General features: G+C 62.7%; 17 protein-coding genes. 8 read left to right on the top strand and 9 right to left on the bottom strand.

Going from position 1 to position 17277, the window contains the following annotated elements:
- Positions 1-59: 59 nt before the first annotated feature.
- Positions 60-1016 (top strand): heparan-alpha-glucosaminide N-acetyltransferase, encoded by a 957-nt coding sequence (locus VQ045_RS00085; protein WP_327646333.1) that lies wholly within the window; start codon positions 60-62, stop codon positions 1014-1016.
- 24 nt (positions 1017-1040) lie between these two features.
- Here the strand turns inward: VQ045_RS00085 and VQ045_RS00080 are convergent, their stop codons facing one another.
- The 3 genes from VQ045_RS00080 to VQ045_RS00070 all read right to left on the bottom strand — a co-directional run bounded on the left by VQ045_RS00080 (position 1041) and on the right by VQ045_RS00070 (position 4203).
- Entirely contained in the window at positions 1041-1442 is a 402-nt protein-coding gene (locus VQ045_RS00080) for a MerR family transcriptional regulator (RefSeq protein WP_327624046.1), read from the bottom strand.
- 106 nt (positions 1443-1548) lie between these two features.
- Positions 1549-2961, bottom strand: coding sequence for a magnesium transporter (mgtE, locus tag VQ045_RS00075; RefSeq protein WP_331828758.1), 1413 nt, complete (start codon positions 2959-2961; stop codon positions 1549-1551).
- A gap of 210 nt (positions 2962-3171) precedes the next feature.
- Positions 3172-4203 carry a hydroxyacid dehydrogenase gene (locus VQ045_RS00070; RefSeq protein WP_331828757.1) on the bottom strand — a complete coding sequence of 344 codons (1032 nt, stop codon included), beginning with the start codon at positions 4201-4203 and terminating at the stop codon, positions 3172-3174.
- Positions 4204-4497: 294 nt separating this feature from the next.
- Between VQ045_RS00070 and VQ045_RS00065 the strand changes: the two genes are divergently transcribed.
- The 7 genes from VQ045_RS00065 to VQ045_RS00035 all read left to right on the top strand — a co-directional run bounded on the left by VQ045_RS00065 (position 4498) and on the right by VQ045_RS00035 (position 11183).
- Entirely contained in the window at positions 4498-5538 is a 1041-nt protein-coding gene (locus VQ045_RS00065) for a cysteine synthase A (protein ID WP_327646331.1), read from the top strand.
- A 5-nt stretch (positions 5539-5543) separates the two neighbouring features.
- Positions 5544-6308: an alanyl-tRNA editing protein gene (locus tag VQ045_RS00060; protein WP_327646400.1), complete on the top strand. Its 765-nt coding sequence runs from the start codon at positions 5544-5546 to the stop codon at positions 6306-6308.
- Positions 6309-6409: 101 nt separating this feature from the next.
- Complete coding sequence (gene sseA / locus VQ045_RS00055; RefSeq protein WP_331828756.1) at positions 6410-7255, top strand: 3-mercaptopyruvate sulfurtransferase; 846 nt, start codon at positions 6410-6412, stop codon at positions 7253-7255.
- 4 nt (positions 7256-7259) lie between these two features.
- Positions 7260-7808 (top strand): GNAT family N-acetyltransferase, encoded by a 549-nt coding sequence (locus tag VQ045_RS00050; RefSeq protein WP_331828755.1) that lies wholly within the window; start codon positions 7260-7262, stop codon positions 7806-7808.
- Positions 7805-8743, top strand: coding sequence for an ornithine cyclodeaminase family protein (locus tag VQ045_RS00045; protein WP_331828754.1), 939 nt, complete (start codon positions 7805-7807; stop codon positions 8741-8743). The genes VQ045_RS00050 and VQ045_RS00045 overlap by 4 nt, the downstream gene beginning before the upstream one ends.
- Positions 8744-8832: 89 nt before the next feature.
- Complete coding sequence (locus VQ045_RS00040) at positions 8833-9813, top strand: alpha/beta hydrolase (protein WP_331828753.1); 981 nt, start codon at positions 8833-8835, stop codon at positions 9811-9813.
- Between the two features lie 317 nt (positions 9814-10130).
- Positions 10131-11183 (top strand): ketopantoate reductase family protein, encoded by a 1053-nt coding sequence (locus VQ045_RS00035; RefSeq protein WP_331828900.1) that lies wholly within the window; start codon positions 10131-10133, stop codon positions 11181-11183.
- 73 nt (positions 11184-11256) lie between these two features.
- On the opposite strand, the gene VQ045_RS00030 is transcribed toward VQ045_RS00035, so the two are convergent.
- From VQ045_RS00030 to VQ045_RS00005, 6 genes are all read right to left on the bottom strand, one after another.
- On the bottom strand, positions 11257-13035 hold the full coding sequence (locus VQ045_RS00030; RefSeq protein ID WP_331828752.1) for a hypothetical protein: 1779 nt from the start codon (positions 13033-13035) through the stop codon (positions 11257-11259).
- Positions 13036-13038: 3 nt separating this feature from the next.
- Positions 13039-14562, bottom strand: a complete 1524-nt coding sequence (locus VQ045_RS00025; RefSeq protein WP_327624037.1) for a tripartite tricarboxylate transporter permease — start codon at positions 14560-14562, stop codon at positions 13039-13041.
- Positions 14563-14608: 46 nt separating this feature from the next.
- Positions 14609-15112 carry a tripartite tricarboxylate transporter TctB family protein gene (locus tag VQ045_RS00020; protein WP_327624036.1) on the bottom strand — a complete coding sequence of 168 codons (504 nt, stop codon included), beginning with the start codon at positions 15110-15112 and terminating at the stop codon, positions 14609-14611.
- Positions 15113-15165: 53 nt separating this feature from the next.
- Positions 15166-16113 carry a Bug family tripartite tricarboxylate transporter substrate binding protein gene (locus VQ045_RS00015; RefSeq protein ID WP_327624035.1) on the bottom strand — a complete coding sequence of 316 codons (948 nt, stop codon included), beginning with the start codon at positions 16111-16113 and terminating at the stop codon, positions 15166-15168.
- Positions 16114-16294: 181 nt separating this feature from the next.
- Entirely contained in the window at positions 16295-17149 is an 855-nt protein-coding gene (locus VQ045_RS00010; RefSeq protein ID WP_331828751.1) for a universal stress protein, read from the bottom strand.
- Between the two features lie 15 nt (positions 17150-17164).
- On the bottom strand, positions 17165-17277 hold a 113-nt coding region (locus tag VQ045_RS00005), incomplete at its 5' end, for a formate--tetrahydrofolate ligase (protein WP_331828899.1).

Here is a 17277-nt window from a genome sequence, read left to right as displayed (position 1 = left end):
AGCGGCCTCCATCATCAAAATAGGCGGCCCGCAAGGGTGTCCAGCGTCAAGGAAGTCGCGTGTCCCAATCCGTCAATCCGACCAGCCGAGGTCGCATCGAGTTCATCGACATCGCGCGCGCCGTCGCGCTGTTCGCGATGGCGATCTACCACTTCGCCTGGGATCTGGAGTTCTTCAACTATGTCGAGCGCGGGCTGACCGGCTCAGGCGGCTGGAAGATCTTCGCGCGCGCCATCGCCTCGAGCTTCCTGTTCCTCGTCGGTGTCAGCCTGGTACTTGCTCACGGGCGAACGATCCGCTGGCTTCCCTTCCTGATCCGCCTCGCGCAGGTGGTCGCCGGCGCTGTGGCAATCACGGTCGTGACGTTTTTCGCCACGCCGAACAGCTTCGTATTCTTCGGCATCCTGCAATTGATCGCGGTCGCCAGCCTGCTCGGGTTGCTGTTTATTCGTTTGCCCTGGCTCGTGACCGCATTCGCCGCCGTCGTGACGGTCGCCCTGCCCTTCGTGATCTCGCACCCCGTCTTCGATCCGAAATGGTTCGCCTGGATCGGTTTCTACCAGATCCCCCCGTTTTCCAACGATTTCATTCCGATCTTCCCGTTCTTCGGAGCGGTCCTGGCAGGCATCGCGGCGGCGCGCTTCGCCCTCGCCCACAGCGTGTTCGACCGGATGCGCGGCTGGAACCCGGCACTCCGCCCGATGTGGCGGCTGGGCGTCCTCGGCCGCCATGCCCTGCTGTTCTACCTGCTGCACCAGCCGATCTTGTTCGGCATGGTCTTCGTTTTCTCCCTGGCCGCACCGGCGGACACGCAAGCCGTCTTCCGCGCCGATTGCCAGCGGGCCTGTTTGGCCGAACGCGACGGGGAATTCTGCGAGCGCTATTGTGGTTGCGCGGAAAGGGAGTTGCGCGCGCAGGGACTTTTCGACGCGCTGATGGGAGGTGGCCCGGACGAAACCCAGATGACACGCATCCGGGAGATCACCAATCAGTGCTCTTTCGAGCAAACCAAGTAGCGGGGCTGGCCGATATACGCAGCCTCAGCCCGCGCGGGCGCCCTGCCCCACGCTGAGTTCGGCCATGCGCGTGAGACAGGCCTCCTCGGCGGCGTCGAGTTCGCGCAGCAACTCCTCGATGTCGCGACGCTTCTGTTCGAGCTCACGCCGCTTGTCGCCGACGCGCCGAATGATCGCCCGCAATTGCGCGGCCTCGCCGGGCGGGCTCTTGTACATGTTCATGATTTCGCGGATGTCCGCGATCGAAAAACCAAGCCGCTTGCCGCGCAGGATGTTCTTGAGCAGCTGCCGGTCGGAGTGCCGGAACAGCCGCGTCCGGCCGCGTCGGATGGGCGAGATCAGACCTTCATCCTCGTAGAACCGGATCGTGCGAGTCGAGATGTCGAACTCCCGCGTCAGCTCCGTGATCGTGTAATATTCGCGCATATGCGATCCGGTTCCCACCTCGTATGACCCGCGTTGCATGAATATAGATTTACGTCAAAGTCAATTGCAATGCTCAACGAATGGCTCGGCCGCGTCAGCGACGTCCTCACTCGACGCCGAACCACCAGGCCGCGAGCCCGAGAAACGCGAAGAAGCCAACAACGTCGGTCACCGTCGTTACGAATGTGCCGGACGCGATGGCGGGGTCGGCGCCGAGCCGGTCGAGCACCAGCGGGATCAGGATTCCCGCGAGCGCGGCGGCCAGCATATTGATGACCATGGCGATCGCGATCACCGTGCCAAGTCCGCGACTGTCGAACCAGAAGGCCGCCACGACGCCGATGATCGCCGCGAAGATCAAACCGTTGAGCAGCCCAACCAGAGTTTCTCGTCGAATGACCCGCCCGGCGTTGTGAAAGTCGATATCGCGCGCGGCCAAGGCCCGAACGGTGACGGTCATGGTCTGAGTGCCGGCATTGCCACCCATCGAGGCGACGATCGGCATCAATACGGCAAGTGCCACCATCTGCTCGATCGTCGCGTCGAAGAGCCCGATGACGAGAGAGGCGAGGATCGCCGTCGCGAGGTTGATGAGCAGCCAGGAAAAGCGTGACCGCGCAGCGGTCAGCACCGTATCGGAGATTTCCTCGTCGCCGACGCCGCCGAGGCGCTTGATGTCCTCCTCGGCCTCTTGCTGCATGATATCGATGACATCGTCGATAGCGAGAACACCGACCAACCGTTCGTTCGAATCCACCACGGCGGCTGAGGGAAGATCGTATTGCTCGATGACCTGCGCCGCCTCTTCCTGATCCATCTCGGCCGGAATCGCGTGGCGCGTCTCGTGCATGATGTCTTCGATCTTCTCCGGTCGCTTGGCGCGCAGGATGCGGTCGAGGTCGACGGCGCCCTGCAGCTTGAAGCTCGGATCGATGACGAAGATCTGGGCGAAGGATTCGGGTAGATCCTCCTCCTCGCGCATGTAGTCGATGGTCTGGCCGACGGTCCAGAAGGGCGGCACCGCGACAAACTCGGTCTGCATGCGCCGGCCGGCCGATTCCTCTGGATATTCGAGCGAGCGCCGCAGCCGAATCCGTTCGCGAAACGGCAGGCGCTCGAGGATCTCCTTGCGATCCTCCTCCTCAAGGTCCTCCAGAATGTAGACGGCGTCATCGGATTCCAGCTCGCGGACCGCGGCGGCGATCTGCTCGTTCGGCATAGCATCGACGATCGACAGGCGAATTGCTTCGTCGACCTCGGTGAGCGCCGTATAATCGAACGCGTCGCCCAGGAGCCGGACGAGCGCCTGACGGTTGTCCTTATCAAGCGCTTCGAGAACATCGCCGAGCTCGGATTCGTGAAGCGGGCTGATTTCCCCCCGCAGCATCTTGGAATCGCCCGCCGCGATCGCTGTCTCGACGCGCTCGCGAAACTCACGGGCAACGAAGCCGTCCTCATCGTATAATTCCGACCGGACCTCCGCTTCGGGTACATGTTCGTCGAGCCGCGTATCAGCCATGCACACTCCCTCTGCAGCGGAAAAATTCGCATCCGCCAAAAAGCGGGACCGTCATCCCGAGCGTTTAGATCATATTCCGCCCCTTCGGAAGCGGCCGTAGTCCAGTGCTCGGCGCCTCGCATGATCTGAGAAGAAAATCTGCAGAGTAAAGCTTTGGCGCATGCAGACCACGCGCGCGAGGCTCACAATTCCCGGGACGGGGGCACGGCCTCAGTTTGTCGTAACCGGCCGCGAACGCATGCGCTGAACCGTCTCCCGCTCGGCCCGCTTGCAACGCATCGGTGGCAGACCGCGATCCATGAGTTCCATGTCCTCGAGCACCATGTCACCCATCTTCTTGAAAGCCGTATCGATCGCCCCGGCACGGTGCGCAGAACGCAGAAAGCCTGGAAGACCGCGCACCGGATGGTCCCGTGGCAACGGCTCTTCCGGGAAGACGTCGCTGGCGGCCACGATGTGACCGCTGCTGACAGCGTCCATCAGCGCCGGGAAATCGACGACGTCGGCGCGGCTGAGCAGGATGAAGGCAGCGCCGGGACGCATCTTCGCGAAGCTATCGCGGTCGATAAAGCCGCGATTTTCGCTTGTCACCGAGGCAACCACGAAAATGAAATCGCTTTCGGCGAAAACTTCGTCGAGGCCCGCCGGTTCGGTGCCCGCCTCCACCAGCATGGAGGACGGCAGCCAGGGATCGAAGACCCGCACACGCGGGCGGAAGCCGGTAAGCAACTGGTTGAGCGCTCGACCGAGATCGCCAAAGCCGATGATCCCGATATCGGCCCCGGACAGGAGCCGCGCCGTCCGATTGCCCTCGCTACCCCAGAGTTCGCGGCCCTGACGGAACGCGAGGTCGGCATCGACGATGCCGCGCGCAAGATTGAGCGCCATGGCAAGGCCGAGTTCGGCCACCGGTCCCGCGAATACCGACCCGGTGGTCACGACGTGGATGCCGCGCCCGAACAGCATATCGTAGGGCATATTGTCGAGGAGATTGCTCTCGACGTTGAAGATACAGCGCAGGGACGGCATCCGTTCTATCGCTTCGCGCGTCAGCGGCGGCTGGCCAATGATGTAGCGCGCCCGCGCCAGGATATCGGGCGCAAGCGATCCAACGCCGGCGGGGTCCGCGTCGTGGATGTCGTAGCGCCGATGCAGTTCCAGCCGCGCCTCCGGCGAGAAGATCAGGTCCAGCGACCTTGGCTCGGGCGCGCTGATGACAAGAGGAAGGCCGGGCTTCGGCATTGACTGCGCTCCGACGCGGTTGAAGGTAGCGGCTGCGAACCGCCTTCGGATTGCTCGACTCACACCACGGATGACGACAGCCCCGCAAGATCAAAGGCCGCGACACCATACCGGCATATGCGACCGAAGCGCGATCGGGAGGAGCGGCCGGCGTAAAGCTGGCGCGATCCGCCCTACTGCGGCCGTGGTGAAGGAACAACGCGGTCGCTTCGCAAGGATCGTCTTGCCTCGCCCGCCCGGCGGCCATAGGTTCGCTCGAACCCTGTCCCACGCGCTTTTCGAGTCCTTCGCCTCATGTCCCGATACAATTCCGTTCTCGATGCCATCGGCAACACGCCGCTGATCCGGCTCCACAAGGCATCCGAGACGACCGGATGCGAAATCTACGGCAAGGCGGAATTCCTGAACCCCGGACAGTCGGTCAAGGACCGCGCCGGCCTGTTCATCGTCCGCGACGCCGAGGAAAAAGGCTTGTTGAAGCCCGGCGGCATCATTGTCGAGGGCACGGCGGGCAACACCGGCATCGGCCTTTCGCTGGTTGCCGACGCGCTCGGATATCGCACCGTGATCGTCATTCCCGAGACCCAGAGCGAGGAAAAGAAGGACGCGCTGCGCCTGATGGGCGCCGAGCTGATCGAAGTGCCGGCGGTTCCCTATAAGAATCCGAACAACTACGTAAAACTGTCGGGGCGCCTCGCCGCGCAGCTGGCGAAAAGTCATCCGGCCGGCGCGATCTGGGCGAACCAGTTCGACAATGTCGCCAACCGCGAAGGCCATGTGGTGACCACCGCCGAGGAGATCTGGCACCAGACGGCCGGCGAGGTCGATGGCTTCGTCTGTGCGGTCGGCACCGGCGGCACACTGGCCGGTGTTGCCAAGGGCCTCAAGCGCCGCTCGGGGCAGATCAAGACCGCCATCGCCGATCCGATGGGCGCCGCGCTCTACAACTGGTACGCCCATGGCGAGTTGAAGTCGGAAGGCTCCTCGATCACCGAGGGTATCGGCCAGGGCCGGGTCACCGCAAATCTGGAAGGCTACACGCCGGATTTCGCCTTTCAGGTCCCCGACGACGAGGCGCTGAGGATCGTCTTCGACCTCGTGATGCAGGAAGGATTGTGCCTTGGCGGCTCATCCGGCATCAATATCGCCGGCGCCATCCGGATGGCCAAAGAAATGGGTCCCGGCCACACCATCGTGACCATCCTGTGTGACTACGGTAATCGCTATCAGTCGAAGATGTTCAACCCGGATTTCCTGCGCTCCAAGGACCTTCCGGTGCCCGAATGGATCGAGAACAAGCCCGCGTTCGATGTCCCGTTCGAGACAGTCGGGTGACCGTGTTGGGAGGACCGGGCGGTGCCGCCGCGCCCGCGGCGACCGAGCGCGTCTATCAGGACGACGCCTATCTTTCGACCTTGGAAGCGCCTCTGACGCGCATCGAGGGAGAGCGTGGCCTGGTCTTCGAGCGCACCAATTTCTTCGCTGCTGGTGGTGGCCAACCGGGTGACAGCGGCTTCGTGGAGACCGCTGACGGACGTCAGATCAAGATCGTCGACACGGTGTATGCGCCCGACAAGGCAACGGTTGTGATGCTCGCCGAGGAAGGCGCGTCCCTCCCCACCGCCGGCGAGACCCTGGTGCTGCATGTCGACTGGAAGCGGCGCTACAAACTGATGCGGATGCACACCGCCTGCCACCTTCTCACCGTCGTCTGCCCGTTCCCGATCACCGGCGCCGCCGTCGGCGAGGAGGAGAGCCGCATCGACTTCGACATCCCCGACGCCTCCGCCGACAAGGCCGGCGTGACCGCGCAGCTGATGGACCTCGTTGCGGCAAACCATTCGGTCTTCACCCGCTGGATCACCGAGGCTGAACTCGATGCCAATCCGGGGCTGGTCAAATCCGCCAACGTCAAGCCACCGCGCGGTTCGGGGCGAATCCGATTGGTGTGCATCGGCGAAAACGGCTCGGTGGATACCCAGCCCTGCGGCGGCACTCATGTGCAGGAAACCGGCGAGGTCGGCGACATCCACATCGGCAAGATCGAAAAGAAGGGCAAGTCGAACCGGCGCTTTCGCATCCGTTTCGGTCCCTTGCCCGGCTGACCCTCTCGCCAGGCCCGCGGGCTTGCCGCTGCGCGCGCCGCTGGACTATTCTAATTGGCCGCCCGTCTTATCATCGCGGTGCGCCCTTTCCGAGGCCTCCCATGAGCCAGAACCCGTTTCTCATCGCCCCGGCCGACCTTGCCGAACATCTCGGCCGGCCGGGCCTGTCAATCGTCGACGCCTCCTGGTACCTGCCGGCGCAGAACCGTCTCGGCCGGCCCGAGTTCGACGCCGCGCACATTCCCGGCGCTGTCTTCTTCGACCAAGACGAAATCGTTGATCCGGCCTCAGACCTGCCCCACACGCTGCCCTCGCCGGACGTCTTCGCCGCGGCTGTAGGTGATCTCGGCGTTTCGGAGACCGATACGATCGTCGTCTATGACGGCGCCGGCCTGTTCACCGCACCGCGCGTCTGGTGGCTGCTGCGCACCTTCGGGGCGAAAGACGTGCGCGTGCTCGACGGCGGCTTTCCGGCCTGGCAAGAGGCGGGGCTGCCGGTCGAGACCGGAGCCGCCTCACCCGAAGCCGTCTCCTTCGCCGCATCCTTCGATCGCAGCGCCGTCGCCTCGCTCGACGAGGTCAAGGCCGCGGTGATGAACGGACGCCTGCAGATCGCCGATGCCCGCCCCACCGCCCGTTTCACCGGTGAAGCGCCTGAACCGCGCGCCGGGGTGCGCGCCGGTCACATGCCGAGCGCCTTCAACGTGCCGTTCATGGCGCTCTCCGAAAATGGTCGGCTGAAATCGGAGGCGGCGTTGCGGGCCATCTTCGCCGAGGCCGGGCTAGATCCCGAGGCGCCGGTGGTGACCAGTTGCGGCTCGGGCGTCACCGCCGCCGTCCTCAACCTTGCGCTGGAATCGCTCGGCAACCGCCAGTGCGCCCTTTACGACGGCTCATGGACCGAGTGGGGCTTGGCCGCCGATACGCCGGTCGAAACCGGGCGCTGATACGATGCGTCTCCTGACGACACAGGTGATTAGCCTGGAAATGCGAGAGCCTCCGCAAACCGAGGTGCCGCCGCCCTGCGACAAACCGCTCGCCGTGACGCGCGTTCACGACATCCGGCTCGACAGCTACCGGATGCTTTACCGGGCGCTGGGCGATGCCCATCACTGGACCTCGCGGCTGCTGCCCGACGACCAGTTGAGCCGGGAAATTCACAATGAGACGACACGTATCTTCGTGCTCTTATGCGACGAGATTGTCGCCGGCTGGTTCGAGATCGAGATGCGCCCTGCCCTCCGCGAAGCGCGGATCGTGCATTTCGGTATCCTGCCGGCGTTTCGCGGCCGTGGCTTCGCCGACTACCTGTTGAGCAAGGCGATCACGGTCGGGTTCGCCGAGGGGGCCGGTCGTCTGACGCTGGAAACCAACACGCTCGACCATCCGGCGGCGCTGCCGCTCTACCACAAGCATGGATTTCGTCCCTATGCGACCCGGCGGGTCCAGACGCCGGCGATAGAGGCGAAAACACAGGCCGCGGCGAAGGCAACCACATGAGGTTCATCGGTTTCGACGAGGCTGATCCGCTGCTCGATTGGACGGCCGTCGCCGACGCGATCGCCGAAGGCCACCGGCTGCCCGAGGCCGAGATCGGCGACCTTTTGCTATCGCAGTCGGGCCGCAGCATGCTCAATCGCGGCGCCTGGATCGAAGGGCTCGGCATCGCGCTGAAATCCGTCACCATCTATCCGGACAATCCGGGCAAGGCCCCGCCGCTCCCATCGATCCAGGGCGGAATGATCCTGTTCGATGATGCCACCGGCGCCCCGGTCGCCATGATCGACGGCATTCTGGTCACCAAATGGAAAACCGCCGGCGACTCCGTCCTCGGCGCCCGGCTGCTGGCGCGCCCGGACTCCCGCCGGTTGCTGATATGCGGCGCCGGCACCGTCGCCAACTCGCTGATCGAAGCCTATTGCGAGATCTTTCCTGACCTCGAAGCAGTCACCGTCTGGAACCGAACGACCGAGAAAGCCGAGCGTCTCGCGTCCGAGTATTCCAGCGCCCGCGTCCCAGTCGCGGTCGCCATCGATCTCGCATCCGCCGTCGGCGAATCGGACATCGTCTCGACCGCGACGATGGCCACCGAGCCGTTCCTCAAGGGCGAATGGCTGAAGCCTGGTACCCATGTCGATCTGATCGGCGCGTTCCGCCCCGACATGCGCGAGGCCGACGACGCGGTACTGACGCGCTCCGAGCTTTTCGTCGATTCGCGTCGCACCACATTCTGCCATATCGGCGAGATTCAAATCCCGCTTGACGCCGGGACAATCGTCGAAGAGACGATCTGCGGCGACCTCGCGGATTTGTGCGCCGGCACGGCCGGGCGCAGCGGACCCGACGCCATCACCGCCTTCAAGAACGGCGGCGGCGCGCATCTCGACCTGATGGTCGGGGCCCTCATCCGCCGTGTCGTCGAGGCGGCGGGCTGAGGCGCGATGCGGATTCCCGGCCGATGGTTTTCCGACGGCGTCAGACGCGGTAGAGCAGAATCGTCTCCCGCCGCGAATGGACGGTTCCCGTGATCCTGCGTCTCTCCCTTGCCCTCGTCTTCGTCCTGTTGCTGGCGGCAGCCGGCTTCTGGTACCTCGCCCCGCGCGAACCGGTCGACACGACGGTCCGGTTCGATCCGGCGGTGATCGGCGGCGACCCCGACGCCTATCTTCTGCGCAGCGAGGCGGACATCCCCAACCTGCGGCCGAATGCCCAGAAGGAAATCGTCTGGGCCTTTCCCGCCTCGCGCGCCAGGACACCGCTCACCATCGTCTACGTCCATGGCTTCTCAGCGACGAAGGCCGAAACGCGCCCGCTCGCCGACACGGTCGCCAAGGCTCTCGACGCCAACCTCTTCTACACCCGGCTCACCGGCCACGGCCGCGATCCGGCCGTGATGGAACAGGCACGCGTCAACGACTGGGTCAACGATCTCGCAGAGGCGATCGCAATTGGCCGAACGATCGGCAACCGCGTCATCGTCATCGGGACCTCGACCGGCGGCACGTTGGCGACGCTGGGCGCCACCATTCCAGGCCTGATGGACCGGATCGAAGGGTTGGTGCTGGTTTCGCCGAATTTCGGCCTGCGGGACCGCCGGGCGTTCCTTCTAGATCTACCCTTTACGCGGAAAATCCTGCCGCGGATCGGAGGTGCCACGCATGGCTTTGCGCCCGTCAATCAGAAGCAGGCCGAGAGCTGGACGACATCCTACCCGATCGGCGCGCTCGTTCCCATGGCCGCGCTCATCCGCGCCACCCTGGCGATAGACCTGTCCACCATCACGATCCCGGCCCTCGCGCTGTTCTCGCCGCAGGACCAGATTGTCGATCCAGCCGCCACCGAGGACGTGATGGCGCGTTGGGGCGGCCCGACGAAAACCGTTCTGGTGCCGTCCAGCGGGGATCCGGAGAATCACGTCATCGCGGGCGATATTCTGTCTCCCGAGACGACCGACGCCCTTGCCGACCAGATCACCGGTTGGATCAGATCGCTGCCATCACCCTGAGCACGGCGCTCGCCACGTGGATCGCTTGCGTGGGTGGGCCCCGAGCGCGCATCTCGGATACACCCATAGTTTTATTTATGGGTCGGATAAATTTTCCGAATTTTACTTAGCCAAAACCGCCGTCCATCATCCTCGCACAATGGTTGAATGGGGTAGCGAAGCTCTGCCTCAGCCGGAGCCGAGCCTCCGCTTTCCCCACCGACCTTTCGCGTAACGACAACTATTCAGACAAGCGGTCTGGAAGAACCCGCATTCTGGTGTTAGGTATACCAGGTAATGTGGCTGACACCCCAGACGGCAATAAGGGAGCAGACTCAATGCCTCATAAGGTTCTCATACTCGGCGCCTCATATGGCTCATTGCTGGGCACGAAACTGGCGATGGCCGGCCATGATGTCACCCTGCTCTGCAGGGCCGCCACGGCGGCCCTGATCAATGACGAGGGAACAGAAGTGCGCATTCGCCTCAAGGGTGAAGACGCCCATCGGAGCTTATTCTCCCGCGATTTGCCCGGGCGAGTGGATGCGAGCACGCCGGAGGCAGTCGATCCCGCGGATTACGACCTAATCTGTCTCGCCATGCAGGAACCGCAATACGGAGATCCCGCCCTCAGGCATTTGCTGAACCGGACGGCCAAAGCGGCGGTCCCGTGCATGTCGATCATGAACATGCCGCCCCTGCCCTACCTCAAGCGCCTGCCGGGGCTGGATTGTAGCAAGCTCGGGACCGCCTACACCGATGCCCGCATCTGGGACCAGTTCGACCCTGCGCTGATGACGCTGTGCTCGCCGGACCCGCAAGCCTTCCGCCCGCCCGAAGACAAGGCCAACGTCCTGCATGTCGGCCTTCCGACCAACTTCAAGGTCGCGCGTTTCGACAACCCGGATCACGACAGGCTGCTGGCCGAACTGGCGGCCGACATCGACGCCGTGCGGCTCGACGGCCACGAGGTGCCCGTCAAGCTTCGCGTGCATGATTCGCTGTATGTTCCGCTTGCCAAGTGGAGCATGCTGGCGACGGGAAACTACCGCTGCATCACCGCCGGAGACCCCATCTCCATCCGCGACGCGGTCCATGGCGACATCGATTTGTCGCGAGAGATCTACGGGTTCGTCAACGAGATCGTCAGCCGTCTCGGGGCGTCGCCGGAGGATCCTGTGCCGTTCGAGAAATATGCCAAAGCCGCTGAAAATCTGTTGAAGCCATCGTCGGCGGCGCGGGCAATTGCCGGCGGTGCGACGACCATCGAACGCGTGGACAAGTTGGTGCAGCGGATTGGACTGTCGCTCGGCATGGAGCACCCTGCCCTCAACGTGACGGTCGACACGGTCGACCGGAAACTGGCCGCGAATTGCGTGAAGGCGGCGTGACATCGCTCCTGCAAGGCGCCTCGGCGCCTTGCAGGAAACCAGAACAGATCAGCGGCGCGGCTTGCCGGCGCGTTTAATGCAGCTGGCCAATGATGTAGTTCATTTCGTCCCCAATATCCGAGCCACCGGTTGCGGTATCGCTTCGAGGATGCGTCGCGGCGTCCGCAACGACCCCTTCCAGAAGGTCGGAGATTTTGTCCGGACACGATGACAAGCTGCGGTCCCACCACGCCCCGCTCTCCGTCCCGATAAGGCCGTATCGCTCGTCGATCTTGGGATTGACGAACCGAACCTGGTCGAGGCGCTCGCTACATTGCCGCAGAAATTCCAGGTTTTCCGTGAGGATATCGGCTCCCTCCTGGTAAACCTCGCCGGGACCCGATGCGCGAACATCTATTTTCCTGAACCGCTCGATGTTCAGCAGACCATCGACGTCATAGACGTTCATCCGGCGGTTCCAGCCGCTGGCTATCGTACGCGGGCGCTCGCCTTTCGGCACATCGTTGTCAAGAAATTCGTAGTGAACCTTCTTGTCCGACAACGCCCAGGAAAAGAACAGCGCGGGCATACCCGTATAGGCCTCGATATTGTGGTGGAGAAGATCGTCGACGGCCTTGTATCGTCCGGTCGTCAGCCCACGTTTCCAGGCCCGTTCCACGGTAAGCGGCGGCGGGGTGACCATGAAGAACATGAATACGGTGTGGCCGAACCGGGTCAGCAGATTGCTGCCGCGATCCTGATTGTCACCGGTTCTGAAACTGTCGAAGCGGAACCTGTCGATCAAAAGATGCGGCATCGTTCCCCGGTCGGCCTTTTCGGCCATGTAGCGGTCGAGCTTCCGGTCGATGATCTCCAATTCGTGACCGGTGAGCATCGCTCCATATTTGTAATCAGCCCCCAGCGAACCGTAGTCGAGGAGATGCTTGCGCCAGTAATCCGGGCTGACGAGGGCAAAGTCCTCCCAGGGCACACCGAGCTTTTTGGCCAGGGCGCGCTGATGCGGCCGGATGGTACTCTTCCCGGCGGCCGACGCCCCCTTCACGTTCATGACGAACGGCTCCGTCTGGGTCGGAAGATACCGATAGCCTTCGACCTTCGCCGCCGATTCGATAATCGGATCCAGCGCGGAACCCAATCGCGCGCTGCCATAGTCGTTGACGAAAAAATTGGCCGCAAGGTCGACGATCATCGTCTTGTCAAAGGGCAGCCGGCCATGGGTGCGGACGACCGCGCTGGTGACCGTGGCAAGGGCATTGGCGCAGGCCGCCTCGAACGAATCTTGCATCCCCGCCCAGCGGGCGGTGGCGGCTTCGAGCGCGGCTCTGTCATCCGGGAAGGCCTTAGGTGACGGCGTCTTTCGCTCCCTGCCAAGCAACCTGTCCAGCAAACCACTTTTCGCTGTCGGTGCCGCGCCTGGCGACGCCTGCGGTCGGTCCAGTCGTTGCAATTCCGCCGCGAAGAAATCGCGAGCCCGGCTGACGAGCCGCTCGTGCTCCGACTTCAAACCGCCGAGCCGCGGCCGGACGTGCTCGTCGTAGATCCGCGCGGTCATCCCGCGCATGTTGATTCCGAGTTCCTCGTATTCCGGCCCGTCCGGCACCGATAGATCCGCCGTCACCCGGATCAGCAGTTCGTGGACGATCAAGCGTTCCGCGCGAAAGGCAATCGTGTCCTTGGGGTCGAGCCCGCTGAAGTCGGCGAGTTCGCGAGCCTCCCTAAAGCCGGTCTCGACATTTTCCGGACGGAACATGGTCGACAGCGGCAAAAGCCGCTGCGGTATCGTCGAACTCAGCCCGGGATTCCAGGGGCCGAATTCGGCCCCCGTGTCCCCCGGGCTTTCGGTGACCGCCATCGATCAGGCAGGTTTCGAGGTCGGACGCCGCGTCTTGTCCCAGATCAGCTTGAACAGCGGCAGGAAGATCAGGATCAAGGCGATGACCGTGATCGGTCCGGCGATCGGCCGCGTGAAGAAGATCGACGGATCGCCCGATGAGAACAGCAGCGATTGCCGCAAGGTCGGCTCGGCAATCGGTCCGAGCACGATCGCCAGCACCGCCGGCGCCACCGGGTAATCGAGCTTGCGCAGGAAGAACGCCCCGAAGCCGAAAATCAACATCAGCCAGACGTCGTGCATGTCCTGTGTCGCGGCATAACCACCCACGACCGACAGGATGAAGATCATCGGTGCCAGGACCGTGAAGGGCATCCGCAACATCCAGATAAACAGCGGGATGAAGGCGATGTTGATGACTAGCGCGAAGAAGTTCGAGACGTAGAACGAACCGATGAGGCCCCAAACGAATTCCGGCTGATCGGTGAACAAGCGCGGCCCTGGCGTCAGACCCCAGATGACCATGCCGCCAAGCAGGATGGCCGTCGTCGGAGAACCGGGGATACCGAGCGTCAGCATCGGCAGCATGGCGCCGGTCGAGGCGGAATTGTTCGCCGCCTCCGGTGCGGCGACACCACCCGGATGGCCCTGCCCGAATTCTTTCGGATTGCGCGAGAACATCTTGGCGACACCATAGGACATCAGCGAACCGGGAGTAGCGCCGGCGGCGGGCAGGATGCCGACGAAGAACCCGAGGAACGAGCCGATGCCCATGCCTTTCCAACCCCGTCGAAACGCCTCCCTGGTGTCGTCGTTGATGCCGCGGAACGACATCTTCGCCATCGTCGAGGTGATCTTGCCGCGGGTGGAATCGATGGTCCAGAGCATCTCGCCGATGCCATAGACGCCGATGGCCAGAACCAGGAAGTTCACACCGTGCAGGAAGCCCGGAATGCCGAGGAAAACGAGACGCGGAGCCCCCGAAATCTCATCATAACCGACGGCCGCGAAAACCAGTCCAATGCAGATCGAGAAAATCGTCTTCGGGATGTCATCGCCGCCCAAGCCCACAAAGGTTGCGAAGGCCAGCAACATCAGCGCGAAGATCTCTGGCGGTCCGAAGCTGAGCGCCACGGTTGCCAGCGGAGGCGCGAAGGCCGTGAACAGCACGTTGGAGACAGTGCCGCCGACGAAAGACGCGACCGCGGCCGTGATAAGGGCCAGACTGGCGCGGCCCTTCAGAGCCAGCGGCCGTCCGTCGAAGGTCGTCGCGACCGCCGTCGAAGCCCCCGGAATGCCCAGCGTGATCGAACTGATCGCGCCGCCATACATGGCACCGTAATAGATCGCGGCGAGAAAGATGATGGCCGAGGCCGGTGGCACGAGGAAGGTGATGGGAAGCAGGATGGCAACGCCATTGACCGATCCCAAACCCGGCATCGCGCCAATGAATAGTCCCAGCGTGACACCGATAATGATCAGCATCAGATTGACGGGCTGGATTGCCAGCCAGAAGCCGTCCCCCAGTAGCCCCAGAATTTCCATCATAACTGCCGCCTCCCCGCGGGCTCGATAATTGCCTGAGCCGTTCGCATCAGTAGATGATCGTGTTCAACGCATTGAACACCGGCTCGAGAAACGCCATGCCCTTGGGCAAGGTGATGCGCATAAGCGCCTCGAAGAAGAAGAAGAAGACGACAGGTATCGCGGTGGCGAGGGTCATCGTCATCACCCAACTGTGACGTCCAAGAAAGCGCAGATAGTAGATGAGGAACACGAACATCGCGCCGTACATCGACAGGATGTTCACCAGCGCGACGAACCCGATGATGCCACCGCCCACGAGCGCGAGCATCTTTTGCCCATAGGGGTCGAGAAAAGGTTCGGTCGACTGCGACGGCGGCGACGTCCGCCGGTACCAATTGAAAGCAATGACACCGGTGCAAACCAGCATGACACCGGCCAGCCAGAATGGCCAAGCCCCACCCCCAGGGCCTTCACCCCGAATGTAGCCGACATCCAGCTCCGTACTTTTCCACATCAAGTATATTGAAAGGAGGGCCAGCACGCCCGCGGTTACGATTTCTGCGCGGCGCATGCCGGCTCTCCCTAGACTTAGTATCGTTGCTATCGTTCAGTCAGGATTTGGGCTTATTCACCCATTTCCTTCAACAACTCCTTGTGGCGATCGACCTGCGTCGTCCAATACGTCTTCTGCTCGTCGGCATTCATGGGAAGGCCTTCCAAGCTCTCGGACTTCATGTAGCCCTGCCATTCCTCGGAATCGTAGATAGTCCCGAAGAGATCGCGGTAATACTGCGCGGCTTCCTCCGACATACCCGGCGCACCGACGACGGCCCGCTGATTGTAGTAGCTGAAGTCCTTACCAAGCTCCTTGATGGTAGGAACATCGGGAAGGTTCGGCAGCCGCTCATCTGAAAACGCTACCAAGGGCACAACATCGCCCGATTGAAAGAACCCGCGTGCTTCCGACGGATTGTTGACGGTCGCCATGATCTGTTGGCCCGCAAGCTCCTTGGCGACCTCGCCGCCGCCCTTGTACGGGATGTACTTGATCTTGACGCCGTAGTTCTTCTCCATCCAGGCGATGACCAGCGAGTCTTCCTGTCCCTTGCCGGTGCCCCCCATGACGTATTTCCCGTCCTCGGCCTTCACCTTCTCGACCCACTGCTCGAAACTCGTGATGCCCGAATCCTTGTGGACCCAAAGGACGAACGGATCGACGCCCATCATCGCGATCGGCGTGAAGGTGGTGATGTCGACGCCCAGATTTTCCTGGCGCAGCGGCGTCGTGAAGAAGGAATTCAGCGTGACGAGGATCGTATGATCCGGATCGCTGGCCCCCTTGAGAGCGATCAGCGCTTCAGCGCCGGAGCCGCCACCCTTGTTGTTCGGCACGAGGGGCCGGACGGTCAGCTTCTTCTTCTCGGCAACCGACTGGATGAAGCGGGCGATCTGATCCGCCCCGCCACCAGCGCCGGCCATGATCACGAAATCGACCGGCTTGGTCGGCTCCCATGCATTGGCAACGCCCGTGAACAGAGTCGAAGCCAATGCGGTCGCACCGACGACACTCATGAGAACTCTTCTATTGATATTCATTTTGTCTTCCTCCCATTAAAATTTTACTTGCATTAGCAAGCACGATATTCACACTCGCCGTTTTACACGGCTGTTCTTATTGTAAATCAGGCTCTAGGGACTTCGTCAATCGATGACAATCGGTCCGGAATTTCCCGGACCACACTGAACCTCTTCCCTAATGAACCAGAACCACCGGTATCGATGTCGATTCGATGACCGTCTGCGTGTTGCCTCCGAACATGATCTCCTTCTCATGGCTGTCGCCATAGGCCCCCATGACCATCAGGTCCGCCCCGAGCTTCCGGCAGCGTTCCAGCAACTCCTTGCCGACGTTGTGGCCGGCCGAAAACCTCTCGATCTCAGCCGTAATCCCACGGTTCTTGAGATAGCTGGCGAGATCTTCGGACGTTGTCCCGTACGCCTCCTCACCACCGGTGAGGATCGTGACGGTGCTGGCGTCTTCCAAAAGTCCGATATTCAGCGCGACCGCCCGCGCTGCCTCGGTCGAACCGTTCCAGGCTATGACGATGTGCGTGCCGATCTGCACCGGCGGCGTATCGGTCGGCGGACACAACAGCACGGGCCGGCCCGTGTGGAACAGCGCTGCCTTGAGGCTGTTGACGCCGAGCATCCCGGCTCGATCCGGCTGCGCCACCGCGATCAAATCGACCAACCGGCCATGGCGCTTGATCACTTCGACCTGGCGTCCTTCTTCCTCCACCCAAGTCGCTGTCGCCGTTCCCGCGATCGGCTCATCGGAGACCGTCAGATCGAATTTTTGAACCAGCATGTCGAATTCGCTTTTCAGGCTCTTCTCGACCTGGTTGGCCAATTCGATCGCCTGCTTTTGCAGCTGATCCTTGAGGAACGTGGGAACCGGGACCCCATAGGGCAGCAGGTCCTGTGGCCTCGGACGGCAATGGGTCACCACGACATGTGACTTGAACCGTCTGGCCAAGGCGGAGGCATGGGCAAGGACGTTGTCGCCCTTGCCGTCACCACGTACCGGAACGAGTATCTCGCGGATCACGGTCGCATATCCCTTCTAGAACAGGCCTTCGATGAGGCCTTCGTCATTGAGCCGGATGGATTCCGACGAGGGCACGCGCGGCAGGCCCGGCATGGTCATGATCTCGCCGCAGACGACCACGACGAAGC

The organism is Aurantimonas sp. E1-2-R+4 (genome assembly GCF_036549515.1).
GTDB lineage: Bacteria > Pseudomonadota > Alphaproteobacteria > Rhizobiales > Rhizobiaceae > Aurantimonas > Aurantimonas coralicida_A.
The sequence above is the reverse complement of the archived record's forward strand: the minus strand, read 5'-3'. Positions and strand labels throughout refer to the sequence as shown.

Coding starts and splice junctions, on each gene's coding strand:
- VQ045_RS00070 (WP_331828757.1), bottom strand. CDS start 4,203: ATGCCGAAGCCCGGCCTTCCTCTTGTCATCAGCGCGCCCGAGCCAAGG.
- VQ045_RS00050 (WP_331828755.1), top strand. CDS start 7,260: ATGCGTCTCCTGACGACACAGGTGATTAGCCTGGAAATGCGAGAGCCT.
- sseA (WP_331828756.1), top strand. CDS start 6,410: ATGAGCCAGAACCCGTTTCTCATCGCCCCGGCCGACCTTGCCGAACAT.
- VQ045_RS00015 (WP_327624035.1), bottom strand. CDS start 16,113: ATGAGTGTCGTCGGTGCGACCGCATTGGCTTCGACTCTGTTCACGGGC.
- mgtE (WP_331828758.1), bottom strand. CDS start 2,961: ATGGCTGATACGCGGCTCGACGAACATGTACCCGAAGCGGAGGTCCGG.
- VQ045_RS00020 (WP_327624036.1), bottom strand. CDS start 15,112: ATGCGCCGCGCAGAAATCGTAACCGCGGGCGTGCTGGCCCTCCTTTCA.
- VQ045_RS00045 (WP_331828754.1), top strand. CDS start 7,805: ATGAGGTTCATCGGTTTCGACGAGGCTGATCCGCTGCTCGATTGGACG.
- VQ045_RS00030 (WP_331828752.1), bottom strand. CDS start 13,035: ATGGCGGTCACCGAAAGCCCGGGGGACACGGGGGCCGAATTCGGCCCC.
- VQ045_RS00025 (WP_327624037.1), bottom strand. CDS start 14,562: ATGATGGAAATTCTGGGGCTACTGGGGGACGGCTTCTGGCTGGCAATC.
- VQ045_RS00035 (WP_331828900.1), top strand. CDS start 10,131: ATGCCTCATAAGGTTCTCATACTCGGCGCCTCATATGGCTCATTGCTG.
- VQ045_RS00080 (WP_327624046.1), bottom strand. CDS start 1,442: ATGCGCGAATATTACACGATCACGGAGCTGACGCGGGAGTTCGACATC.
- VQ045_RS00065 (WP_327646331.1), top strand. CDS start 4,498: ATGTCCCGATACAATTCCGTTCTCGATGCCATCGGCAACACGCCGCTG.